Source organism: Streptomyces sp. NBC_01445 (assembly GCF_035918235.1).
Taxonomy (GTDB): Bacteria; Actinomycetota; Actinomycetes; order Streptomycetales; family Streptomycetaceae; genus Streptomyces.
The window spans coordinates 9,011,247-9,035,417 of record NZ_CP109485.1 but is presented as its reverse complement, the minus strand read 5'-3'; the positions used below and the strand labels follow the sequence as shown (position 1 = coordinate 9,035,417).

Sequence of the window (24,171 nt, the reverse complement as noted above, 5' to 3'; positions counted from 1 at the left end):
GATGTTTCATGGACGTACGACCACTCGACGGGGTACGCGTTCTTGACCTGACGAACGTACTGGCCGGCCCTTACTGCAGCTATCAACTCATGCTTCTGGGCGCGGAGGTGGTCAAGATCGAGCGTCCCGGTCAGGGCGACCTCGCCCGGAATCTCGGCCCCGACACGTCACTGAACCGGGACAGCATCGGGGCCTCGTTCCTCGCGCAGAACGCGGGCAAGAAGTCGCTCGAGCTCGACCTCAAGGACACCGCGGACCGCGCCGTCTTCGAGGACCTGCTCACGGGGGCCGACGTTCTTCTGGAGAACTTCCGGGCGGGAGTGCTCGCACGCATGGGGTACGGTCCGGACGCTCTCGCCCGGATCAACGCGCGGCTCGTCTACTGCTCCATCTCCGGCTTCGGCCACAGCGGCCCGATGAGCGAGGCACCCGCGTACGACCAGATCATCCAGGGCCTGACCGGGATGATGAGCATCACCGGCACCTCCGAGACGGCCCCGCAGCGCATCGGCTTCCCGGTCTGCGACACGGCCGGCGGCCTGATGGCCGCCCTTGCCATCAGTGCCGCGCTGCTCCAGCGCGAGCGGACCGGCCGCGGCAGCAGACTCGACGTCTCGATGCTCGAGGCCTCGATGTCCACCATGGGGTGGGCGGTGTCGAACTACCTCGTCAGCGGCATACCACCGGAGCCACTGGGCGACCAGAACCCGACCGCCGCCCCGTCGGGCACCTTTGAGACGCTCGACGGCCCCCTCAACATCGCCGCGAACCAGCAACTCCAGTTCGAGACGCTGTGCCGGCTCGTCGGGGCACCGCGCCTCGCCGCCGATCCGCGCTTCCGGGAGCGTGAACAGCGCAAGATCCATCGCGCAGAACTCAACGCCGAACTCAACACGGCCCTGTCCCGGCGCCCCGCCGCCGAGTGGGAACGCGATCTCAACGCGGCGGGAGTCCCGGCCGCCCGCGTGCTCAGCGTTCCCCAGGCCCTGGACCAGGAACAGCTCCAACACCGAGGCTTTGTCAGCGAGTTGAGTCATCCCGGGCGCTCCGAACAGGCTCTCCGAGTCGTGGGCAACGGCGTACTGTTCGACGGCGAAGCCTTCGCGCCCCCCTCGCCTCCGCCCCTGCTCGGCGAGCACAACAGCGAGCGGCAACGCCTGGCCCGCAGTTGGGCCTCCGCCTCCTCCGAGGGGGCCGCCACATCATGACCGGCCCCCAGGACGAGGCGGCGCAGTGGTGGGCCACGGCCGTGAGCCACATCGAGCCGGGGAGCATCGAACTCCGCGACCGCCCCATACAGGAGCTCATCGGCCATGCCGGGTTCGTGGACGTCATCTGGCTCCTGCTGCACGGCACCCTGCCCTCCCCCCGCCAGTCCGCGCTGCTCGAGTCGGCCCTCGTCGCCGGAGTGGACCACGGCCCCCAGGCCCCCTCCATCGCCGCCGCCCGGATGGCTGCCACCTGCGGCATCGGCCTCAACAGCGCCATGGCCACCGGGGTCAACATGCTCGGCGACCACCACGGCGGCGCCGGCCAGCAGTGCGTCGAGATGCTCACCGACATCCGCGATCTGCACAGCGCGGGCGAGCCGTGGGACGAGGCCGCACGCCGCGTCATGGCCGACTGGCAGAGCCGGTCCACGTACCTGCCCGGCTTCGGACACCGCTTCCACCCCGTCGACCCCCGCCGCGACCCACTGATCGGCCTCGTGGAACAGGCAGTCGCCGACGGCGTCGTGCCGGGCGATCACCTGCAGGCCGCGCTCGCGGTCGAAGACACCTTGAAGCGCCGCCGCGCGGGCGCCCGTCCCGTCCCGATGAACATCGACGGCGCCACCGCCGTCATCTACGCCGAACTGGGCTTTGCCGCACCCCTGGCCCGCGGCCTGTTCGTCCTCAGCCGTTCCGTGGGGCTCCTCGCCCACGCCTGGGAGGAGTCCGGACAGGGCCGCCGCAACAAGGGCCCCATTCCCCGCTCCGTGCTGCCCGCCCGCCTCGCGCCCCAGCAGCCGGCGTAGAACAAGTCGCTTCCCGGCTCTTGCCACACCCCCGCCGTGTCCCTAACGTATCTCTCCGCCGCATGGCAACCACTGCACGGGTTCATCGAACCGCAGAGCGGACCATGATCCGCATCGCTCTCCTCTCCCGCCACCGGAGACCCATCAGTTTCTCCTGATGGCCTGTCAGGCACCTTCATGAAAGAGGGCCCATGGACAGACGCAGTTTTCTCACCTCCACGGCCGCCGGAACGGCGGGCACCGTCGCCCTGCTCGGCTCCGCACCGGCGCAGGCGGCCTCCGCATCCGACACCCTGGCGCGCCCCGTACCCACCCAGTCCCACGCCGCAACCGGCAAGAACTTCCCCAAGGCCGGCGGCAACCTGGGCAACCAGAACTACTCCGCCCTCCAGCGCATCCACGCCGGCAACGTCCGTACGCTGGGCGGCGCCTGGCACATCAACCTGGAGGGCGGCTCGACCTCCTCCCACCAGCAGTGCGCCGTCATCGCCCAGGACGGCATCCTGTACCTCGCCACCACCCAGCAGAACGTCTTCGCCGTCGACGGCCGCACCGGCCGGACGAAATGGAAGACAAACATCGGCACCGAGACCACCAACATGCGCGGTCTCGCCCTCGGTCAGGGCCTCGCATTCACCATCTCCGGTGACAACAAAGTTGTCGCCCTCGACCAGAGGACCGGCTCGATCGCTTGGACCCGCGAGCTGCTCGTCGAGGACCAGGGCGACCCGGACTGCGACCCCGCCAGCGGCCAGTGCGGCGGCAGCAAGGGCGGCCTGGCCGGCGCCGCCGTCTACTGGGACGGCCTGGTCTACATCGGCACCCAAGGCAGCACCGCCGGAGCCCGCGGCCGCGCCTACGCCCTCAAGGCCGACACCGGCGAACTCGCCTGGACCTTCTGGGGAACTCCGGGCCCGGGTGAGTACGGCCACGAGACCTGGGAGGGCGACACCTGGAAGACCGGCGGAGCCGTGTGCTGGATCCACCCGGCGGTCGACCCCGAACTCGGCCTGGTCTACTGGACGTTCGGCAACCCGTATCCCCGCACCGACGGCTCCACGCGCGGCGGCGACAACCTCTTCGCCAACTGCCTCGTCGCCATGGACGCCAAGACCGGAAGGCGGCGCTGGCACTTCCAGTCGGTCCACCACGACATCTGGGACTACGACGGCGTCATGTCACCGGTGCTCGCCGACCTCCTCGTCGACGGGAAGAAGAAGCGCGTCGTCATCTACGGCAGCAAGACAGGCATGTACTACATCCTCGACCGTGCCGACGGAAAACCGATCCACGGCATGGAGGAACGCCCCGTCCCCCAGCACGCCGCCCAGAAGACCTCCCCCACCCAGCCCTTCCCCGGCGGAGAGCCCTTCATCGAGACCGAGCCGCGCCTCGACAAGGCCACCCGGCCCGTGCCGTTCTACCCCACCGGCGGCCTGTTCGAGGTGCACTGGGACCGCGCCACCATCCTCTTCCCCGGAGCGGGCGGCGGCGCCGACTGGTCCTTCCCCTCCTTCAGCCACCGCACCGGCCTCGTCTACGTCGGTTACGGGCTGATCAACTCGGCCTACTCCAACACCCACGGCGGACGCGTCAACACCTCACGCCCGCTGGGCGAGTACTTCGCCGGGGGCCTGGCCGCGGTCGACCCGCGCACCAACACCGTCGCCTGGCGCCAGGAGGGCGACTGGTCCCTCGCCCACGGCAACGGCATCCTCAGCACCGCCGGCGGTGTCCTCTTCCAGGGTGGACCCGACGGCGTCCTCACCGCGCTCGACGACCGCGACGGCGGCCTCCTGTGGAAGTGGCAGTGCGGCGCGGGAGTCAACACCAGCCCGCTCACGTACGAGATCGACGGCGAGCAGTACGTCGCCGTCCTCGCCGGCGGCAACGGTCTGCCCTACCCCGACATCCCCAAGGGCGACCACCTGTGGGCCTTCAAGCTCGGGGGCCCCGTCAAGCAGGCCGCCGCACCCACTCCCCCGTCGCGGCGCAACCAGATCCGCACGGCGGCGGTCAGCGGCGACACCGCCAAGAACACCATCACGCTCGGCCGGATCTGGGACAGCGCCAAGAACGCCCCGGGCGCGACCGAGAACCTCGTCGCCCAGAACGCGATGTCGCCCCAGCACCTGAGCATCGCCAAGGGCACGACGGTCACCTTCACCAACCCCCCGGACAACAAGTCCGCACACGGCGCCGTGTCGTTCTTCGAGGCCGAGTTCGACAGCGGACTGCTGATGCCGGGCCAGTCCTCCACCTACACCTTCGAGACCGCCGGCGAGTTCTTCTACAACGATCCGGTCGCCCCGCAGAACACCGGAAAGATCGTCGTCAAGTAACCGGGCCTTTCGCCCCTCGACCTCAAGGACGGTTTCCATGACCCCAACTCCGAGGAACAGACGCCGGATCCGGCCCCTGCACGCAGCACTGTCCGGCGCCGTCGGCACCCTGGGTATCACGCTCGCCCTGGTCGCCACCGGCACCCTGAGCGTCGCCCAAGAACGCGTCGGCCAGGGCGCGCAGGAACTCGGCGACGCCGACTACGGCGTGTGCCGCGGCCTCGACGCCGACTGCTACCACGACTGGGGCAACTTCGACCAGACCAAGGGCTACAAGGTCCTGCTCTACACACGCACCGCAGGCCCTCGCCACGCCAACCTCGGTCCCGCCCTGGCCCCCGGTCTCAACCCGCCGGTCACCGACGCCAACGTCGTCCAGAAGTCGATCCTCAAGATGGGCGCCGACAACGGCTTCCAGGTCGACTACACCGAGGACGTCTCCCAACTGGCCTCCCCTGCCACGCTCTTCAAGTACAACGCGGTGATCTTCTACTCCACCAGCCGAGACACCCTCGACGACGCCGCGCAGACCTCGCTGCGCCAGTACGTCCGGGGCGGCGGTGGCTTCGTCGGGATCCACAACGCGTTCGGCACCGAGTACAACTGGCCTTGGTACGAAGGCCTGTTGGGCAACGCGAACTTCTACGACCACGGCCCCGAGCAGTCCGGCACGGTGCGCACCGTCAATCGCAAGGACGTCTCCACCAAGGCGCTGCCATCGTCCTGGCAGCTCTCCGACGAATGGTACAACCTCGTGCCCGCGCCCACCCGGGTCCGTGTCCTGGCCGAGGTCGACGAGAGCACCCTGACCAAGGGGGTGACCGGCAACTACAACCACCCCGGGCACGGCGCGCACCACCCGGTGGCCTGGTGCCAGTACTACGACGGCGGACGGGCCTGGCTCACCACGCTCGGGCACGACGCCAAGGACTTCAGCACCGACGGTTCCTTCCCGGGCGCCGCCGAGTACCAAAAGCTCATCCTCGGCGGCATCGAGTCGGCCATGGGCAAGTCGCCCTTCTGCAAGTAGACGTCCCTTTCGACGCATTCCCCATCGCTTCCGGGGTGTGCCTCGCCCGGCAGTCATCCCTCCACTACAAAAGGCGGACACCATGCACGAGCCCCACGACCTCACCCACAGCCAGGCCGTACCCCAGAGCCGGCCGGAGCCGGCAGAGCAGCGCGCCGACTGGCAGGCGCCCGACTTCACCGTGGTCGACACCGCGATGGAGATCACCGCCTACGCCCTGAGCAGGAAGTAGGCGTCCGTCGTGCTGCTGCGCCTCCTCGGAACCGCAGCAGGCGGCGGCCTCCCCCAGTGGAACTGCGCGTGCCCCGGCTGTTCCGGGGCACGCCGGTTCCCTACCCGCCGACGCCTGCACGACGGGCTCGCCGTCCACGGCCCGCAGCCCGACACCTGGTTCCTCGCAAACGCCACCCCGGACATCGCGGAACAACTCGAGACCCACTCGGTCCTGCGCCCCGCAGCGGGAGCGGTGCGCACCCCCGTCGTCCGCGTCGTCCTCACCGACGCCGAACTCGACCACACCTTGGGCCTGCTCCGCCTGCGCGAGGCGTCCCGGATCGAGGTGTGGTGCACGAAGCCCGTACGCGAGGCACTGTCCACGCGCCTTCCCCTGTCCGAAATCCTCGCCCCGTACACCGAGTTGGCCTGGCACGACCTGCCGCTCACGCGCCACGCCGAGCCGGCAGACGTGGCGGGCCTCCAGGTGAGCGCCCTGCCACTGTCCGCCAAGCGCCCTCGTTACGCCGCCGATGAACCGGCGGATCCCACCTGGAGTGTGGCCCTGAAGGTGCACGATCCCTCGAGCGACCGCAGCGCCCTGTACGCCCCTGCCCTCGCCTCGTGGAGCGAGTGCCTGGAAGAGGAGATCGCGGCGGCGGACTGCGTCGTGGTCGACGGCACGTTCCTCGACGAGGACGAGCCCCGCTGCCACGGAATCTCGCAGCGGACGGCATCGGGCATGGGGCACCTGCCCATCTTCGGTCCGACGGGCACCGCCCACCGTCTCAGCAAGACCGGCACGCATACCTATTACACCCACCTCAACAACACGAACCCTCTGGTCGAGCCAGGAGACGATGCGCATGAGCAGCTCGCGGACCTCGGCCTGCGCGTGGCCCAGGACAGGATGGTGATCCACCTATGACGACCACTGTTCCCCTTGCTGAGACACACGCCCCTCCACCTTCTGTCCAGGAGCAGCCTCCGTGGAGCGCGGAGGAACTGGAGGAACGCCTACGCACTTTGGCGACAGCCAACTACCACGACCACCACCCCTTCAATCAGCGCATGCACCGTGGCGATCTCAGCCGCGACGAAATGCGCACCTGGGTGGCCAACCGCTTCTACTACCAGTGCAACATCCCGATCAAGGACGCGTTCATCCTTGCCAAACTCGGGACGCTGGCCCACCGCCGCTCCTGGATCCGCCGTATCCAGGACCACGACGGAGCATCGGACACGAGCAGCGGCGCCTCGCCCTCCGACAGCGGCATCGAGCGCTGGCTGCGGCTCGGCGAGGCGGTGGGCCTCGCACGCCACGAACTCAGCGACCACCGCCGCCTGTTGCCCGGAGTTCGCCTGGCCGTGGACAGCTACGTCACCTTCTGCCGTGACAGGAGCACCCTCGAAGCCGTCGCCTCGTCCCTTACCGAACTGTGCGCGCCGTCGATCATGCTGACCCGACTCGAGACGTTTCCCGTCCACTACCCCTGGATCGCCGCCGAGGGCCTCTCCTACTTCCGGGGTCGGGTGCCGCAGGGACGCCGGGACGGATCCGAAGCACTGACCTGGGTGAAGGAGTGGGCAGTCACGCGTGATCGACAGGAGCTGGCCCTTGCGGCCCTGTCCTTCAAGTGCGACGTCCTGTGGTCCCTGCTCGACAGTGTGCAGAACGCCGGGACGCTCCGATACCGGCCCCGCGCAACCCTCCGAGGGACACCGTGATGAGCGGGACGACGTGGCGCCCGGCACTGCCCACCGGCTCACTCCTGCGCCACGATGCGACACGCGGCACGGACGTCCTGCTCCTGCCGGAACGCGTCGTGGTGTTGCACGGATCAGCTCGTGCCGTACTGACGTTGTGCGATGGAACCCGCACCGCGGACGAAGTCGCCACCCACATCATCGACGCGCACCCGCAGCTTGCCAGACGCGCGGACGTCTCCTCCTTCCTGTATCGCCTCCACGCGAAGGGTTGCCTCAAGTGACCGCTCCCGCCCCGCCCTGGGCGCTGCTCGCCGAACTAACCCACGCCTGCCCACTGCACTGCGGGTACTGCTCGAATCCCCTCGAGCTGACCAAGCGGTCACGAGAACTCACTGCACCTCAATGGGCGCAGATATTCGACCAAGCGGCGCAGATGGGAGTGCTCCAGATCCACCTCTCCGGCGGGGAGCCCCTTCTGCGCCGCGACATCGCGGCGATCACTCAGTCGGCCGCTGATGCAGGCCTCTATACACAGCTGGTCACCAGCGGTGTCGGCCTCACATCCGAACGCCTCACAGAACTCACTGCATCCGGCCTGCACAGCGTGCAGCTCTCCGTTCAGCACTCCGACCCAGCCAGCTCCGACAAGATCGCCGGCCATCCCTCATTCGAGGAGAAGAAGGCGGCGGCGCGGCTCATCAAGGAGCGCGGTCTGCCTCTGGGCCTCAACATCGTGCTGCATCACGAAAATCTCGACGTGATCGACGCCGTCATGCAACTCGCCGTGGACTGGCAGGCGGACCGGATCGAGCTGGCCAACGCCCAGTTCTACGGATGGGGACTGCTCAACCGCGCAACTCTCATGCCCACGCGCGATCAACTCGCCTATGCCAACACGGTCATTGACAGCTGGCGCCAGCGTCTCGACGGCGCTGTCGACATCACCTGGGTGGAACCGGACTACTTCTCCGGTGCACCGAAGCCGTGCATGGGGGGCTGGGGCGCAGTGTCCCTCACCATCGCCCCCGACGGCACCGCACTTCCCTGTCCCGCCGCAGCCTCTATGCCCGATCTCGACGCCCCGAACGCCCTCGACCGACCGTTGTCTTGGATCTGGGAGCACTCGCCAGCCTTCAACCGCTTCCGTGGCACGCAGTGGATGCCCTCCCCCTGCCAAACCTGCGACCTGCGGAGCAAGGACTTCGGCGGCTGCCGCTGCCAGGCCTACGCCCTGACCGGTGACGCCACCCGCACCGATCCTGCCTGTTCCCTCTCACTCGACCACGACATCGTCCTCGATGCTGCCCGGGAAGCCGGTACTCGGACAAGCGCTCCAGTCCCGCGACGGCCGATCCGCGGGCCTCGGCCCGCTAACCATCGTTGAAACCCAATCAGCCCTGCAGCGCTGGCGGCACGTGTGGGCCTCGGCTCAGACTTCGAGAGAGGGCACAGGTATCGGGCTTGTGAGACGCGGCCGGTCCCGCGGCGGACTGACCACAGAGATCCACCTCGCCGCCACCTACAGCCGCTGCCGACCGCTGACACTCGTTCTCACCGCCGGCCAGGCCGGCGATTGGCCTGCATTCGTCGACGTCGTGGCCCCCTGCGTGTTCCCGATGCCGTGGACGGCCCCGCATGAGCCGCTCGCAACACAGGAATCACCTTGCCCAGCACAGCATCACCGTTTAGGGACCTTGTGCGGTCCCGGCGCTCCGTGCGTGGATTCCTGCCCAACCCGCTGTCCCCGTCGGACATCCGCGGCGTGCTGGAGGACGCTCAAACCGCCCCCTCGAACTGCAACACCCAGCCCTGGACAGTGCACGTCGTCTCGGGCGCGGAGCGGGACGCCCTGAGCGGACATCTGCTCAAGGCCGACGAGGAGGGACGGTTCTCCTACGACTTCACCTTCGACTACGCCGACTTCGGCGAGGGTACCTACCTCGACAGGGCGCACCAGCACGCCGCGACCCTCTACCAGGCCCTGGGAATACCGCGCTCGGACCGGACGGCCAGGAAGGCCGCATCCCGCGAGAACCTGGCCCTCTTCGGCGCTCCCCACGTCGCCTTCCTGTTCATGCCGACATTCGGCGACATGGTCTATGGCTCTGTTTCTGTGACGGGTGGAAGGAAGGGAAGCGATGGACACCGGAGAGCGGGGACCACAATGTCGGCCGCGCGGGCAGGGCCCTCTTCCGCACACATCCAGGCTGCCGCCGGGCGACGCGATGTGGCAGGGCGGGCTGTGCCATGGAGCCGCGTTCGGTGCTGTGGCAGGGCACCCCACGCGCCTACCACCGCGGCCCGCCGCCCGGCCACACTCGACGGCATGGATCGTGAGCAGCCCACCAGCAGTAACGGCACCGAGCTGGGGCGCTACCTGCGTGCCCGCCGGGCGCAGGTGAGCCCCGAGGAGGCGGGCTTGCCGACCGGCTCCGGGCCGCGCCGCACCCCGGGACTGCGCCGCGAGGAACTGGCCACCCTGGCCCGCATCAGCATCGACTACTACGCACGCCTGGAGCGCGGCAAGGAGACCCGCCCCAGCCCCTCCGTGATCGACGCCCTCGCTGACGCCCTACGCCTGGGGGACGCGGAGCATGAGCACCTGCGCAGCCTGGCCGCGCGGGCCGCCCGCACCGCACCGACGCCACCGGCCACGCCCAGCCGCACCGTACGTCCGGGGACCAAGTTGCTCCTGGAGAGCCTGCGGCCCAACCCCGCCCATGTGGTCAGCCGAACGGGAGACCTGCTGGCCGCCAACCCCGGCGGCATGCGGCTGCTCGCCGGGATGGAGGACTGGCCGGCCAAGCAGCGCAACACAAGCGGTTCTCCTCGGCGATCCTGCCGCCCTGGGCCAGGAAGTCCCCGAAGATCAGCGAGGTGTTGCCACTTCTCTACCTGCACGGCCGGCGGCGACTTCGTGCCCGCGCTCGAGCAGTTCCTCGGCTCCTCCGCCGGCCTTTCCCGGCCACCGTGACCCGGCTGACCACCCAGTGGCAGGCCGACCACAAGGCGTTCGGCGAGCGCGACCTGTCCGCCACGGACTACGTCTACGTCTGGGCCGACGGCATCCACCTGCGCATACGCCTGGAGGAGACCAAGGCCGCCGTCCTGGTTGTGATGGGCGTGCGCGCGGACGGCACCAAGGAACCAATCGCCATGGCCGACGGCTACCGGGAATCCACGGAGTCCTGGGCGAGCCTGCTGCGAGATGCTGCCCGGCGGGGCATGCGCGCTCCCGTCCTCGCCGTCGGTGACGGCGCCCTCGGCTTCTGGAATGCGCTTCACGAGGTCTTCCCCGAAACCCGCCACCAAAGGTGCTGGGTCCACAAGACGGCCAACGTCCTCGACAGCCTGCCCAAGTCGGCCCAGCCCGCGGCGAAGAAGGCCATCCAGGACATCTGCAACGCCGAGGACAAGGAGCACGCGGCCAGGGCGGTCAAGGCGTTCGAGAAACAGTACAAAGCGAAGTTCCCAAAGGCCGTCAAGAAGATCACGGATAATGAGGCCGAGCTGCTGGCCTTCTACGACTTCCCCGCCGAGCACTGGATCCATCTGCGGACCACGAACCCGATCGAGTCGACCTTCGCGACCGTGCGGCTGCGGACGAAGGTCACCAAGGGGGCCGGCTCCCGCGGCCGCCCTGGCGATGGTGTTCAAGCTCGTCGAGTCCGCCCAGGCACGATGGCGGGCCGTCAACGCACCCCACCTCGTCGCCCTGGTGAAAGCCGGAGCCCGCTTCGAACGCGGCGAGCTCCTCGAACGCCCCGAGACGCTAGCGGCATAAAATCAGACCACCATGACCAACTACGACACCTACGGCACGAGCACCTACATCGCGAGTGAACTGGTCCTCCTCGTCACCAGCCACCTCAATGTGGTCTTCACCGAGCGCGAAAGTGACTACCGGGGCGTCTACTACCTCGCCCAGGGCACCTACGGACACATCGAGATCCAGCCGAACGCCATCCCCGGCGATGACGGCCAGGACGACCTCTACACCCCGGAACACCCGGCGGCCCGGGTCCTCTTGCTCACCTACACCCCGGCCCCAGAGCCCACCCTGCACACCCGCCTGGGCACCATCCAAGGTCTCGTGCACCTGGGCCGCGAATCATGGTGAGCCGCTGCTGACCCACAACTCTTGACAATTACTCTCCGTAGATCGCCCGGCATACAACCGGCACCAACCGCAGCATCGCGTGTCGCGCAGAACTGAGAAAGCGAACTGATCAGCACCGTTGTGCCCAGTTGCCTTGAGGGTGATCGTGGCTCCCTCGTCGTCGCCCGAACCTCGGTAGCTACCCTCGAGATCGGCTGAGCTGACCTCCCCGGTTTTCTCCGGCAGGCACCGCTCGAACGTATCGGACGAGCAGCCCACGAACAGTCCGCCGGCAAGCGCGGGGGCGGCGGCCTCTGTGTGATCGGCCGCCGCCCGCATGGTCAGCGCTTGTGGTAGGGCTGCTGGACTCGGCCCTTGACGGAGGTGACCGTCGGGTCGAGGTTCTTGAACTGGTCGGTGTAGGAGCCCACCGAGATGCCTCGTACCTTTTGGGACTGGGCCAGTTGCTGGAACGAGGCGGTCTTGGACGCCGTGGTGAGGATCCGGATCGCGCTGCGCTGCAGGTCGCCCAGCCGCATCGTGTAGGCGCTGGCCGCAGGGTAGTTGCCGGTCAGGGTGACGGTGTAGGAGGTTACGGGGCTGGTCGAGTCCCCTGCCGTGCTGTGCTGCACGTCCGAGACCGTGACGGCAGCCTTCTGGGTCGCGGTCAGGGCGGAGGAGGCGAGCAGGTCCTGAACGGCCTGGTAGGCGTCGTCGACCGAGGTGAATTTCGGGTGAGCCGTGTAGGTCTGGTTGTTGATCGCGTCGATCGTCGTGGTGCCGGACAGCGGGGTCTTCGACAGGTCCGTCGTGCCGTCGATGGTGGAGGAGACGGTGGTGGTGCCGCCGGCTGCCAGGGTAAGTCCGCCGAGCTGGAAGGTGTAGCTGGTGGAGCCGGTGCTCCGGACGGTCTTGGTGTAGGCGGGCAGGCCGTGGACGTCGAGGGTCGGTGCGGCCTTGACGGTGGCGTTGACGATGTCGGAGGGCCTGCCGCCGGGCTCTATGAGGTCGTTGCCGGAATACATGGTGTTGGTGGCGCCGTGCGCTCCGCCCCAGTCGGTCATGACGGTGCCCTTGAAGCCCCATTCGCCGCGTAGCACGTCGGTGAGCAGGTCGTAGTTGCCGGAGGCGTAGGTGCCGTTGACCTTGTTGTAAGAGCTCATGACGGACATGGGCTGGGCGGCCTTGACGGCGATCTCGAAGCCCTTGAGCTCGATCTCGCGCAGGGCCCGTTCGCCGACCACGGCGTTGCTGGAGTTACGGGCGGTCTCCTGGTTGTTCGCGGCGAAGTGCTTGATGGTCACTCCCACGCCCGGGTTGCTCTGGACGCCCTCGGTGGTGGCCGCGGCGGTGAGTCCGGAGATCAGGGGGTCTTCGGAGTAGTACTCGAAGTTGCGGCCGTTCAGGGGGTCGCGGTGGATGTTCATGCCGGGTGCCAGCCAGAGGGAGACCCCGTATTCGTTCATCTCCTTGCCGACGGCGGTGCCGACCTTGTCGACCAGGTCACGGTCCCAGGTCTGGGCCAGGAGGGTGCCGATGGGCCAGGCGGTGCCGTACTGGTAGGTGGGCGGGGTCGTGGCGATCTGCTGGGTGAGGCGCAGTCCCGCGGGTCCGTCGGACAGGGTCATGCTCGGGATGCCGAGGTCCTCGTGGGCTCCGGTGGTGTATCCGGCGGCTCCGACGGCTGATGGGGTGGTGCCTCCGACGCTGGAGCCTTCCACGATGTCGGCGAGCTGCTTCACCGTGAGTCCGGCGACGAACTGCTCGATCGAGGTCCTGCCCTTGGCGACGTCGTAGAGGGTGCTGCCGGAGCTGGTCCTGACGTGCTTGACCTTCTCTCCGGTCTTGGGCGCGTAGGGGGCGCCCGTTCCTTCCCAGTCCTTCTCGTCGCGGTCGAGATAGACGGTGGTGGAGGAGATCTTGTCCCCGTCGAGGGCGTAGTAGGGCGAGGTCGAGTCGACGGTGACGTCCTGCTCGTCGTCGGAGGCGTCGTTCTCGGTGTGGAACGAGTGGGTGTCCAGGTTGATGCGCCGGGCGTGGGCGATCTCCTTCTGCTCGTCGCCGTAGGTGTAGAAGTCCGCGGGCTTGCTGGTGAGTTCGGTCGCGGGCTTCTGGTCGTTCAGCTCGTTGTGGTCCTGTTCGGTCACGACGGGCTTGGCGAGGTTCAGCTTGGCGGCGACGTGGGTGTTGCGGGACGAGTTGCCGACGCGGACGAGGTAGTCACCGGCGTCGAGGACCCATGCGGCTCGAGATTCACTGTAGGAGGCCAGCGAGGAGGTGTTGAAGGTGACCGTCACGGTCTGCGAGGCGCCGGGGGCCAGGTCGTCCGTCTTCGCGTAGCCGGCGAGCTGCTGGTAGGCCTTGTCCGCGCCGGTCTGCGGGGCGGAGACGTAGACCTGCACGGTCTCCTTGCCGCTGTAACGGTGCCCGGTGTTGGTGACCTTGGCGGTGACCGACACCTGCTTGGCGCTCGCGGTCACCTTCTGCGCCTGGATGCTGAAATCGGTGTAAGAACCGCCGTAGCCGAAGGGGTAGTTGACGACGGAAGCGGGGTCGCTCTTGTTGATCGAGCGGTAGAAGGAATCGAAGTAGCGGTATCCGACGTAGATGCCCTCGCCGTACTCCTCGGTCGCGGAGTTGCCGTCGTTGTTGGCGAAGGTAGCGGAGGCCGGATAGTCGGAGTAGCTGGATGCCCAGGTGTCGGTGAGCTTCCCGGAGGGGGTGGTGGTGCCGTTGAGGACGTCGACGAGGGCGTTGCCGCTCTCCTGGCCGGCCTGGCTCATCAGCAGCATCGAGTCCAGGGCCTGCCCACCGGACGAGTCCTTCTCCGCGGCGTTGATCTGCTGGTAGAAGCTGGTGTCGATGATGCCGCCGGAGTTGATGACCACGACCACGTGCTGGTAGGTGCGGCCCAGCAGCTCGAGGTTGGCCCGTTCGGTGTCGCCGAGGAGGTAGTCGCCCTTGCCGGAGGAACGGTCCGATCCCTCACCGGAGTTGCGGGCGATGACATAGACGGCGGTGCCGGTCTTGGCGGTCGGCTTCACCGTGTCCGTGGTCAGCGGCTGCTCCACGGAGGCGTAGTCGATCGTGGGGCCGAAGATGCCGCCGGTGGGGGTGCCGTACTTGGTGTCGTAGGCGCTGGTCATGGCGGACCAGTAGGCGTCGCTGGTGGTCACGCTGTAGCCGGCGTTCTCCAGCCCCTGGCGAGCGGTGATGGTGTACCGGTTGTTCACGTTGCCGGAGCCGGTGCCGCCCTTGACGGTCCGGTAGGCGCCGACTCCGTACAGAGCGATGTTGCCCGAAGAGGCGATGGGGAGAGCCTGGCCGTGGTTCTCCAGCAGGACCATGCCCTGCTCAGCCGCCTTTCGGGACAGGGCCGCGTTGGCCTGCTCGAGGGCGGTGGGCTGCGGGTCGGTCGTCGCTGCCTGGGCGGGGATCAGTCCGCCGAACATCAGGGTCGACGCCACGACCGAGGCTGCGGCGGCCACGATCATGGGTCTGTTCCGGGGGTAGCGCAGGGCGAAGGTCATCGACAGCGTCCTCTCTCTGTCCAAGTCCGGCTGAGAGCCGGACGCAAGAGGAGGCTATGGAGCCACTTTTGGCCCGTCAATAACTGAAAACAGCTACGATTCCCGGGTTTTGCGTTAACCCTGCAAAACAAATTCGCCCATCATTGGCTAAATGCAGGGAGGTGCCTATCATCAGCGCATGGACGTGACCTCCGATCGCTCCTCACCACGCAACAGGACCCGCGAAGAGATCTTCCGCGCCCTCCAGGGCGGCAGCATCACACGCGCGCACCTCGTCGAGACCACGGGCCTGTCTCGCAGTACGGTGAACCACGCCGTTTCGCGGCTCATCGCCGAGGGGCGCGTGACGGAGGACGATCCGGCGGTCAAGGGACCGGGCAGCGGCAGCGGCCGCCCCGCCGGCGTGCTGCGATGCTTGCCCCGCCAGGGAAACGCCACGGCGATCGACTTCGGACACACACACGTCAAGGTCGCCGTCGTCGACGGCTCCGGCTATATGGTCGCCCAGCGACGCGCCGACCTGAATGTCGATTTGTACGCGGCTGAAGCCATGGACGCCGCCGCGGACATGGTGAGGGAACTTCGCCAGGACCACGAAATCGACGCCGGTTCCACCGTGGTTGTAGGGATTCCCGGGCCGCTGGACTCCGCATCCGGCCTGGTGCGCTCACCCACGATTCTCTCCAGTTGGGTCGGACTCGACCCCGGACGGGAACTGATACGCCGACTCGACCTGCCGGTCCACGTCGAGAACGACGCCGTGCTGGGTGCTTACGGTGAACTGCGGCGCGGCGCAGGCAGAGGTTACGCAGACTTCCTCTATGTGAAGGTCTCCCACGGCATCGGGGCGGGCATGGTACTGAACTGCGAGCCCTACAGGGGTTCGCTCGGTTTCGCCGGGGAGATCGGTCACACGCCGCTGTCCGGGTACACGGAGCTGTGCCGGTGCGGCAGACGAGGCTGCCTGGAGGCTGTCGTCTCCGTCTCCTCGATCATGGCCCAGGTCGCCCACACTCATCCGAGCCTGCAGTCCGACGCCTCGCTCCAGGGGCAAGCCGACGACCCCACGACCCGGCGCATCCTCAACGACGCCGGCCGCATGCTCGGAGGTGTTCTCTCCGTCCTGAGTAATCTTCTCAACCCGGCCGCACTCATCATCGGAGGCGAACTGGGAGCAACCGGTGGCCCGCTTCTGGAAGGTATCGACGCGACGGTGAAGCGCGACGCCCAGCCCGCGATCGCCGCGTCCCTGGACGTCGTGCCGGCCCAGCTCGGGGAGAACGCGGAACTGGTCGGCGCGGCGGTACTGGCCGCCGAACTGGCCCAGAGGTGAAACGAGTTACCGAGGTCCAGGCGGCATGCACTGTCGCACCGCCAGACATTGTCCGACACGGACCGACGTTTCGCCGGGCACGTTGACGTACCCGCATGGCGCCGACACCTCAGACAGGGGCCCGCGGTCGGCGTCCACCGCCATGACCGAGGGCCTGCCCGACCACTCTGCTCGTCTCACCCCGGCGAAGACGCATGCAGTCACCTGCCCAAGAGGAACGACCATGACCGTGACGCGCGGACCGCGCAGCTCAGCCGCTCTCCTGGAAGCTGCCGTCCTGAGTTGCTTCGACACGGCCCCGACCCTGAACCGTGCAGAGGTCGCCCGGCTCACCGGCCTGTCGCGGACCGTCGTCACCTCAGTGCTCAACACACTGGTCACCCGGGGAACTCTCTCGGTCGTCGCCGGCTCCCCGGTCAGAACTCCCGGCCGCCCCGCCATCGCCTATCAACTCGGCGCATTCGCCGATCCCGTCGGCTTGATCCGTTTCGAGGAGTCCACTTCCGTTCTGACGGTTGTAAGCCCAGCGGGCCCGTGCTCGGCTGTCACGATCTCGGAATCGGCCACTCAGCCCGACCTCTGGGCCGCTGCAGTCGTTGAACTTCTCGAGAAGGCCGGCAGCCAATACTGCTCGCCGGTCAGACAGGTGGTAATCGCCGCACCGTTCCCCGTGTCCCATGACGGCCATCCTGCGATCCCCGCCTCTGCCGTTCGAAACGAGCGTCTGGCCGGGTACTTCCGGACGGTGGAGGAGGCTCATGCGTGCCTGAGTGCAACGCTCCCTCAGCCGGTCGTCCTGGTCAACGACGCCCAGTTGGCCGGACTGGGCGAGGCCGTCTTCGGTGCCGCCACCGGCGTCCACTCCAGCGTGCACCTGAGTGTGCGTCACGGCTTCGGCTGCGGCATCGTCATCGGCGGCCATCTCTTCACCGGTCCTGGCGGCACCGCAGGCGAGATCGCGCACGTACAGATCAGCGCCGACGGGCGCGAATGTCTCTGCGGCGGCCGGGGTTGCCTGGCGACCCAGTTGACGAGCAAGCACACGGATCGCGCTCTTGCCACGCTCTACGGACGACCGCTCACCCCGGTCGAAGCGAACGAACTGGTCACGGCTCGCGACCCCATGGCCATGGAGTTCTACCAGGACATCGGACATAAGGCCGCCCGAGCACTGGCCGGCCTGGTCACGGTCCTGACACCTGATGTGATCGTCATTGATGCCGAACTCGGCCCGGCACACATACCGTTCACGTCCTCACTCGCCGACGGTCTGGCCGAACACTGCCCACCGACTCAGCTCCAGGGCCTGCGGCTCGTACGTGGCAGACTCGCAGACGCGCAAGCATACGGAGCCGTGGCCCTGAGGCCAGCCCTACTTGGCCAGCGTGGCACGGCGACCCAGAACCGACTGTGAGCGCCCGTGTCCACCCACGTGTAGGCCATTCTCGCCCTCGCTGCCGCTATCGCCCTTGCCGAATACCTCATCCGTGCAGGTGGGAGCGGTTTCCGTGGCGCCAGCCTGGTCCCTCGAATCAGCGCTCTCACGCGGCTGGCGGTGGGCGCGGCATGATCATCGACCGTGCTGCTGCGACTGACCTACCTCGGCGTGTCGAACGCGTTCGCCATGCTGCGCCTGCTACCGATGAGCGACCGGGACACCGACGCGGAGATCCTCGCCCTGCGTCATCAGATCACGGTTCTGGAGCACCAACTCGGCAAGGCCAGGCCGCGGTTCGACACCAGCGATCGGGCGCTCCTGGCGGCGCTGCTACACCGACTCCCGAGGTATGTGCTGCGCCATCTGCGGCTGCTGGTGCGCCCCGACACGGTACTGCGATGGCATCGCTGTCTACTCACAAGCCGCCATGCTGCCGCCTCCCGGCCCAAGCGCCCGGGACGACCGCGGACCGTACACTCGGTTGGCTCCCTGATGCCGCGCCTGGCACGAGAAAATCCCAGCTGGGGCTACAGGCGCCTGTAAGCGCAAGGCCGAGTGCCGTCCATGAGCGATCCGTTGTCCGCCCTCGGCCACACCGTCGAACAGGCCGCCCGAGCAGGACAGCAGAGGGCCGCCGACACCGGCAGACCGGATGACGAGCCGTTGGCCGGGGTCCGCAGCCGTCTGGCCACGGGCTTCCATCCCCACAGCACCTACACGGTCACGGAGGCGTCCGCGGCCCTCGCCCTGATTGCCACCGGCCTCGGCAACGCCGTCCTCCCGGACTCCATCCGCTGCGTGCCACGCGAAAACGTGGTCTGCCAGGAGATCGAGGACGCGTTCCGCCTTGCCTGGCCCGGCGCGCGGACGACGACTCAACCGGGGCGACCTGCCTGTACGCGATCTACGACCGGGCCACGGAAGTCTGCACGACCGCGCGAGCAGGGCACCCGGGCCCGGCGGTGGTGCATCCGGACGGGACCGTCACCTCTCCGGAGCGGGACCCGGTGCCAGCGCAGAAGTGTGTCCGGGGCGATCAGGGCGCCGTCTACGATCCACAACTGCGTCGACCGGGCGGGAAGCCAGCTCGATCGCGACAAGCGGCCGAAGTCGCCGGTCCGGACATCGGGTTGCAGCAGACTCAGCAGACTCATTCCCCCACCTCCTTCGTACTGGTCAAGTGCCTCTTTGGTCGGAGCACAGGATCAGACGCAGGCCGTATTGACGTCGCCGCAACCCTCGTACGAGCGATCACGTTCGGGACATCGTTCGAGGTCAGACCAGAAAGAACAAGCTAAGGCAAGGTCAGCCCTTGGCCGCACCCCCCTGACCCGCGGCAGCCCCGGTCGCGGATCGTGATCCCACCAGCAGCAGACACAACACGGCAACCCCCGCCACGACGCCCGCCAGAATGAGCAGGGGATCGAGTGGCCGGGCGGAACCTGCGGCGGTGTCGGCCGCGGCAGCGGGCTGTACCGGGGCGCCGCGATCAGCGGGCGTCGAGGGTGCGGCGCTGCTGGGGGCCGGAACGGCTGCGGCCGTCGACTTGGTGCGGTGCGGGTGCGCGGACGAGGTGGCCGGGGCCGGTTCACCCGCCGGACTCGCGGTGCTGGGAGCGGGGTTGTCGTGACGGTGGGCGGGTGGCGCCTGAGGCGTCGGCGTGCGCGGGGCAGCGGCTTTGACCACGAGTTGTGCGGTCATGCCGGGGTGGACGGTGCAGACGTAGCCGTACGAGCCCGCGACGGTGAAGGTGTGGCTCCAGGTGCCGCCCTTGTCGAGCATCGGGGAGTGGACGGACTCGGGGCCCGAGGTGGTCTTCACGTCGTGCGGGGCGGAGTCCCGGTTGACCCAGGTGACGGTGTCGCCGGCCGTGATCGTGAGCGTGCGGGGGCCGAACGCGTAGCCGGACATGACGACTTGGTGGCCTTTGGCGTGGGCCGAGGGAGCGTCTAGGACCGTGAAGGCGCCGCCGAGCAGGAGGGTGGCGAGCGCGACGCGCGCGAGCGTGGTCAGACGGGGCATGTGAACTCCGCGGCGACGAGCAGACGCAAGCGGTCTGCGGGGCGGATGCGGGACAGGGTGAAGCCCGTGGAGCGGCGCAGTGGGCCGTACGGGACATGGGTGGTGCCGAGGACGAGGAGGCTGTCGTCGGTGCGCTCGACGACACGCAGCGTCAGCGTCGCCGGTATCGCCGGCACGGTTGGGTCGGCCGTGGCGAGTTCACCGGGGAGGCGCAGCCGCGAGCCCTGCGCCTCGGGCTCTACGGCGGTGCTGACGAAGGAGAGTGCGTCGCCGCCGAGCGCGGCGCCGGTCAGCTTCAGGCTCAGAACGCAGTCTGCGGCGGTGGGCGCGACGGTCAGGGCGGCTTCGTCCGCGGTGAGGCGGCGGCGCAGAGTAACCAACGGGCCGAGTCGGGCGGTGAGTTCGACGACACAGCGGTCGCCGGTGGCCATGTACGTGCCGGGCCCGGGAAGCCACGCGGCGCCCTCGGGCACGGGCGGGAGGGTGGCGGTGGGAAGGGTTCTGGTGGTCACGCAGTGCACCTCGATGGATGAGGGACAATGTCGGCGGTGGCGGGCCGGCCGACTGCGACTCGGCCGGCCCGCCACGTCTCGTTGTCGGTCCGGTCAGCAGGACGTGGTGAGGTACTTCTGGGTCGGGGCGAGCAGGTGCTCGGCCCAGACGGTGTGCGTCTTCACGTACTGGTCGGGGTTGAGGATGTCGGTGATCTGCTGGCCGAGGGACTCCTCCAGGTGGGCGGAGTTGATGTGCTGGAGGAGGACGGTGAGGGTGTCGTCGAGGGTCGCGCCGCCGCCGTTCACGGCCGGCGTGAGGATCGACTCGACCCACACGGTGTGCATCTTCAGGTAGCTGTCGAGCTTCAGCGCGTCCTGGACCTGCTGCCCCGGAGACTCCTCCAGGTGGGCCGAGTTGATGTGCTGCAGGATCGGCAGCAGGACCTGCTGAACGCTGTGGCACTGCTCGTCGCCACCGCTGTCACCACCGTCACCGCCGGTCGAACCACCTGAGTGGCCACCGCCGGTGCCGCCGCCGGACGAGCTGCCGCCGGTCGAACCACCGCCGTTCCCGCCGGAGCTGCCACCCGACGTCCCCCCGGAAGCGCCGCCCGAGCCGGACCCTCCCGAGCCGGACCCTCCCGAGCCGGACCCTCCCGAGTCCGAGCCGCCCGATCCGGACCCTCCGGAGGAGGAACCACCGGAACCCGAACCGCCACCTGTGCCACCGGAGTTGTCGGCGACGACCGTGATGGACGCCTTCATGTCCGGGTGCACGGCGCAGTAGTACTCGTACGTTCCGGCCTTGGTGAAAGTGTACGACCAGCTGTCGCCCTTCTGCAGCGTGCCCGAGTCCAGCTTCGCGGGCCCGCTGGTCGTGGTGACCGTGTGCGGAGCGGTGTCCTCGTTGACCCACTTCACGGTCTCGCCGACCTTCACGGTGAGTTTCGGCGTCGCGAACTTCATGCCGGTGATCTTCACAGTGTGGTCGGCGGCCTTCGCGGCCTCCGGCTCGGCCTGTGCCATCGAGTGGGCCTCGGCCGCCGGCGCCGCTGTGGTGGCGGCCGGTGCGCCGCTCGCCGTCTGGAGGAGCCCCAGACAGCCCACGGCGGCAACGGCCGCGCCCAGGCCGGCCGCCAGCAGCGCCCGGTTGCCGCGCCGCGGCGGCAACCCCTGTCGTGCCTGTCCCCGCGCGCCGGGGGCGGCGGATTCGTCAGTACGCATAGTCGTGCGTCTCCTTATAGGAAGGGTGTGCCGGGTGGTGCAACCGGTCAGCGGCCGGGAGCGGCCGTGACCAGCAGACTCGTCGCGGCCAGGACGACGAGGACGAGCCCCGTCTCGGCCGCGACCGAGTGGACGAAGGGCCGTACGGTGGCGCGGTCCCCGCGCAGCAGTACGGCGATGTCGAGTCGCGTGCGCACCCACCTCCGGCTGCGCTGCGCGATGAGCAACACCACGGCCAGAACGGCGAGTTTGATCAGCAGCAGGCGTCCGTAGCCGGTGGCGAAGAGGGCGCCGAAGGAACCCACCACCTGCCAGGCCAGTACGGCACCGGCCGCCACGATCGCCGCGACGGACACGCCCGCGAGGGTGGAGTAGCCGGAGACGGCGGCGGACAGCTCTTCGGGGCGGCGGCGCGGCAGGACGCCGAGCAGCAGCAGTGTGAGTCCGCCCAGCCACAGCGATATACCGAGCAGATGGACCAGATCGGCGACCGCGCCCCAACCAGGGTGCATACCCTCCGAGTTGTGGCCCGTCATGCCCGTCGTACGCAGCAGACCGACGCTCACGAAACCCGCGCCGACGCGCCAGCCGGGCGACCTCGCGGCCCGCCCGCCACCCTGCAACAGTGCGGCCAGGACGACGGCGGCAAGCAGCCACATCAGGGCCCGGCAGGCCAGCACGATGCCGACGTCGCCGCTGCCCAACAGGTCGGTGTATGTCGACAGTCGGAGTACGTCGCCGAGCGAGCCCATCGCGCCGTACGCGCCTTGCAGTCCGGCACCCACCACCGTGGCGGCGAGCCCGCACGCCCAGGAAGCGGCCAGGATGCGGCGAGTCCTGCGGTCTTCGGTGCCTTGCGGCCACAGCATCGCGAGGAACCCGAGCCCGCCGACGAACAGGGCGAGCGCGAGGTAGCCCACCCAACGGGAGACACCCCAGGCGGTGCGCACGGCCGCGGAGGGGGAGACCGCGGCGTCGCCCGCGTCCGGGTGCGGTGCGCTCGCGCGGGAGCCGCCGTTGCCGATGCGGAAGGTGAGCGTGCCGGAGGACGGATGCCCGTCCTCCATGTCGCGTACCTGCCAACCCAAGTTCAGGCGGGTATCGCCGGATCCTTTCGGGACACGGACGACAACAGTGTCAGGCTTGCCGGTGGCCGCCGGCTCGACGGTCAGCCGCTTGCCGTGCGCCGTGACATGTACGTCGGCGGGATCGACCCGCTCGCTGAAGGTGAGCTTCACCGCGCGCGGGGTGCGCGCCAGATGGGCCCCTCCCTTCGGCGACGACGAGTCCAGTTCCGTATGCGCGGACGCGGACGGCACGGAGAGCACAAGAGTCACGAGGGCCAGAACACCCGTGAGAAACAGGCGAGTTCTCATGGCGTCAGCCCCGAAAGGAGGGAAATCGAGGGCGTTACGCCAAGACAGAGGGCCCCATCGGACATAGCTGGCATGGATGACGTAGACGCCGACGGCGAAAGAGAGGGAGAGGGAGAGGGAGAGGCAGCGATCGGCAATCCGTCCAGGAGGCCGGCTACCGCGTCGTTCGTGCCGCTGAGCAAGGGCTGCACAAGCCGCACCTGACCGTCGTCACACGATTCGCTCGGCGCGGGAGACGGACTCGGGGACGGTGATTCCGGGGGCGTTCGGGAAGGTCCCGTCGAATCCCCTGCACCCCCCTGGCCGTTGTGCCCACCGTGCCCAACCGCTCCCGTTCCGCCAGTCACTGGGGGTGCGTCGCCCACGGGCAGTACACCCGACCCGGCCCCCGCACCGGCACCCGCGTCCGCGGAGGTGGCGGGCGGCTCGGCGGAGCCGGGAGTGTTCAACGCGGGCGGATCCGCTGGGGCTGTGGTGGCAGGCGGAGCGGCGGTGTCCACGCTCTGAGGTGCGGGGGCGCCGATCCCGGAGGCGTATCCGAGGACGACGATCACAGCGGCGGCGAGCGCACCGGCGACGATCTCGTCACGGTGATCTCCTGGCCAGGAAGCCCTGGCGAAGAAGGACATGGATCCTCCAGACAACTGCACGGGGACTTGCTCAGGGATCGCCCGGGGAACACGTATGGCCCGCACGAGGGACACGGAGGAGTCATGCGGGCCATGCGCTGACGGCGATGCCAAGGAGTGGATCGACGCGAGGATTCCCCGCAGCTACGCATCAGTTAATGCGCCGTTTCATTGCCTCACCCTTGAACCGGCCATCGATGTGAGATAGGGACCTTCCCCGCCCAATGCCCGCATTACCTCCCGTGAAGAAGAGGTGAATGCGAACACGCCACGCGTCAACCCTTCACCGGATTTACGCGGATGCATATGCGACTGGCCACACGTCACGCGGCCCACGCCGCGGCCCGCACCGACATGGACCACATCGGCACCGTGGACCTGTTCCCGAATGCGACGTTCAGCATGGCCCGTGAATTCGAGTTCTGGACGGGTCCCCATGCCGAACGTCCATGCCTCGCGCTCGCGCTCGGAGAAGCGGAACTCGAGGCGATCAAGAAGCCCGAACGGCAAGGGAGGCTCTTCCTCGTCGGGGAAGCCACGCACGAGGTGTACCAGGGCATCCGGCTGATCACGTCGCCCGGGCCGGAACCCGCCGAGCGACCACAACTGCCATCGAGCCGGCATAGAGACGCCAGCACCTGTGCCGTCGAAGACTCGTCGCCGCTGGTCATGGGTGGATTCCCTACCGACACCCGGCACAGACCTGCCCGAACG

Annotated in this window: 19 protein-coding genes and 5 pseudogenes; 18 read left to right on the top strand and 6 right to left on the bottom strand. The window is 68.4% G+C overall.

Translation table 11 applies throughout. The features are described 5' to 3' along the window. Window positions 1–8: 8 nt before the first annotated feature. The 14 genes and pseudogenes from OG574_RS41220 to OG574_RS41155 all read left to right on the top strand — a co-directional run bounded on the left by OG574_RS41220 (window position 9) and on the right by OG574_RS41155 (window position 11,432). Window positions 9–1,208: a CaiB/BaiF CoA transferase family protein gene (locus tag OG574_RS41220; RefSeq protein WP_326777353.1), complete on the top strand. Its 1,200-nt coding sequence runs from the start codon at window positions 9–11 to the stop codon at window positions 1,206–1,208. Beyond that, window positions 1,205–2,017: a citryl-CoA lyase gene (locus OG574_RS41215; RefSeq protein ID WP_326777352.1), complete on the top strand. Its 813-nt coding sequence runs from the start codon at window positions 1,205–1,207 to the stop codon at window positions 2,015–2,017. Before OG574_RS41220 ends, OG574_RS41215 begins: the two co-directional genes overlap by 4 nt. 191 nt (window positions 2,018–2,208) lie before the next feature. Then, entirely contained in the window at window positions 2,209–4,359 is a 2,151-nt protein-coding gene (locus OG574_RS41210) for an outer membrane protein assembly factor BamB family protein (protein ID WP_326777351.1), read from the top strand. Between the two features lie 37 nt (window positions 4,360–4,396). Beyond that, window positions 4,397–5,389: a ThuA domain-containing protein gene (locus tag OG574_RS41205; protein ID WP_326777350.1), complete on the top strand. Its 993-nt coding sequence runs from the start codon at window positions 4,397–4,399 to the stop codon at window positions 5,387–5,389. An 82-nt stretch (window positions 5,390–5,471) separates the two neighbouring features. Further along, window positions 5,472–5,621, top strand: a complete 150-nt coding sequence (pqqA, locus tag OG574_RS41200) for a pyrroloquinoline quinone precursor peptide PqqA (protein WP_326777349.1) — start codon at window positions 5,472–5,474, stop codon at window positions 5,619–5,621. Between the two features lie 9 nt (window positions 5,622–5,630). Next, on the top strand, window positions 5,631–6,530 hold the full coding sequence (pqqB, locus tag OG574_RS41195; protein WP_326777348.1) for a pyrroloquinoline quinone biosynthesis protein PqqB: 900 nt from the start codon (window positions 5,631–5,633) through the stop codon (window positions 6,528–6,530). Next, window positions 6,527–7,330, top strand: coding sequence for a pyrroloquinoline-quinone synthase PqqC (gene pqqC, locus OG574_RS41190; protein WP_442816880.1), 804 nt, complete (start codon window positions 6,527–6,529; stop codon window positions 7,328–7,330). The genes pqqB and pqqC overlap by 4 nt, the downstream gene beginning before the upstream one ends. Continuing rightward, a complete protein-coding gene (gene pqqD, locus OG574_RS41185; RefSeq protein WP_326777347.1) occupies window positions 7,330–7,593 on the top strand; it encodes a pyrroloquinoline quinone biosynthesis peptide chaperone PqqD in 264 nt (87 codons plus the stop codon). The genes pqqC and pqqD overlap by 1 nt, the downstream gene beginning before the upstream one ends. Then, window positions 7,590–8,696, top strand: coding sequence for a pyrroloquinoline quinone biosynthesis protein PqqE (gene pqqE, locus OG574_RS41180; RefSeq protein ID WP_326777346.1), 1,107 nt, complete (start codon window positions 7,590–7,592; stop codon window positions 8,694–8,696). Before pqqD ends, pqqE begins: the two co-directional genes overlap by 4 nt. A gap of 88 nt (window positions 8,697–8,784) precedes the next feature. Further along, window positions 8,785–8,946 (top strand): annotated as a pseudogene (locus OG574_RS41175) (IS5/IS1182 family transposase); the annotation flags it as partial. A 62-nt stretch (window positions 8,947–9,008) separates the two neighbouring features. Continuing rightward, window positions 9,009–9,371, top strand: a pseudogene (locus OG574_RS41170) (nitroreductase family protein); the annotation flags it as partial. Between the two features lie 267 nt (window positions 9,372–9,638). Continuing rightward, window positions 9,639–10,127, top strand: a pseudogene (locus tag OG574_RS41165) (helix-turn-helix domain-containing protein); the annotation flags it as partial. Next, complete coding sequence (locus tag OG574_RS41160; RefSeq protein ID WP_442816947.1) at window positions 10,106–11,155, top strand: IS256 family transposase; 1,050 nt, start codon at window positions 10,106–10,108, stop codon at window positions 11,153–11,155. The pseudogene OG574_RS41165 and the gene OG574_RS41160, both read left to right, overlap by 22 nt. Further along, window positions 11,109–11,432, top strand: coding sequence for a hypothetical protein (locus OG574_RS41155; protein ID WP_326777344.1), 324 nt, complete (start codon window positions 11,109–11,111; stop codon window positions 11,430–11,432). Before OG574_RS41160 ends, OG574_RS41155 begins: the two co-directional genes overlap by 47 nt. Before the next feature lie 320 nt (window positions 11,433–11,752). Here the strand turns inward: OG574_RS41155 and OG574_RS41150 are convergent, their stop codons facing one another. After that, window positions 11,753–14,941, bottom strand: coding sequence for a beta-glucosidase (locus OG574_RS41150; protein WP_326777343.1), 3,189 nt, complete (start codon window positions 14,939–14,941; stop codon window positions 11,753–11,755). A 178-nt stretch (window positions 14,942–15,119) separates the two neighbouring features. Between OG574_RS41150 and OG574_RS41145 the strand changes: the two genes are divergently transcribed. From OG574_RS41145 to OG574_RS52860, 4 genes and pseudogenes are all read left to right on the top strand, one after another. After that, window positions 15,120–16,274 carry an ROK family transcriptional regulator gene (locus tag OG574_RS41145; RefSeq protein WP_326777342.1) on the top strand — a complete coding sequence of 385 codons (1,155 nt, stop codon included), beginning with the start codon at window positions 15,120–15,122 and terminating at the stop codon, window positions 16,272–16,274. Between the two features lie 142 nt (window positions 16,275–16,416). Then, window positions 16,417–17,688 carry an ROK family protein gene (locus OG574_RS41140; protein ID WP_326777341.1) on the top strand — a complete coding sequence of 424 codons (1,272 nt, stop codon included), beginning with the start codon at window positions 16,417–16,419 and terminating at the stop codon, window positions 17,686–17,688. A 165-nt stretch (window positions 17,689–17,853) separates the two neighbouring features. Further along, window positions 17,854–18,252: pseudogene (locus OG574_RS41135) on the top strand (integrase); the annotation flags it as partial. A gap of 338 nt (window positions 18,253–18,590) precedes the next feature. Next, window positions 18,591–18,710 (top strand): annotated as a pseudogene (locus OG574_RS52860) (SpoIIE family protein phosphatase); the annotation flags it as partial. Window positions 18,711–19,017: 307 nt separating this feature from the next. Here OG574_RS52860 and OG574_RS41125 read toward each other — a convergent pair. The 5 genes from OG574_RS41125 to OG574_RS41105 form a co-directional block, all read right to left on the bottom strand. Then, window positions 19,018–19,734 carry a cupredoxin domain-containing protein gene (locus OG574_RS41125; RefSeq protein WP_326777340.1) on the bottom strand — a complete coding sequence of 239 codons (717 nt, stop codon included), beginning with the start codon at window positions 19,732–19,734 and terminating at the stop codon, window positions 19,018–19,020. Further along, on the bottom strand, window positions 19,722–20,246 hold the full coding sequence (locus OG574_RS41120) for a hypothetical protein (RefSeq protein WP_326777339.1): 525 nt from the start codon (window positions 20,244–20,246) through the stop codon (window positions 19,722–19,724). The genes OG574_RS41125 and OG574_RS41120 overlap by 13 nt, the downstream gene beginning before the upstream one ends. 93 nt (window positions 20,247–20,339) lie before the next feature. Further along, on the bottom strand, window positions 20,340–21,452 hold the full coding sequence (locus tag OG574_RS41115) for a cupredoxin domain-containing protein (protein WP_326777338.1): 1,113 nt from the start codon (window positions 21,450–21,452) through the stop codon (window positions 20,340–20,342). A 47-nt stretch (window positions 21,453–21,499) separates the two neighbouring features. Then, on the bottom strand, window positions 21,500–22,789 hold the full coding sequence (locus OG574_RS41110) for a copper resistance CopC/CopD family protein (RefSeq protein WP_326777337.1): 1,290 nt from the start codon (window positions 22,787–22,789) through the stop codon (window positions 21,500–21,502). Window positions 22,790–23,625: 836 nt separating this feature from the next. Next, window positions 23,626–24,081: a hypothetical protein gene (locus OG574_RS41105; protein WP_326777336.1), complete on the bottom strand. Its 456-nt coding sequence runs from the start codon at window positions 24,079–24,081 to the stop codon at window positions 23,626–23,628. Between the last annotated feature and the right edge of the window lie 90 nt (window positions 24,082–24,171).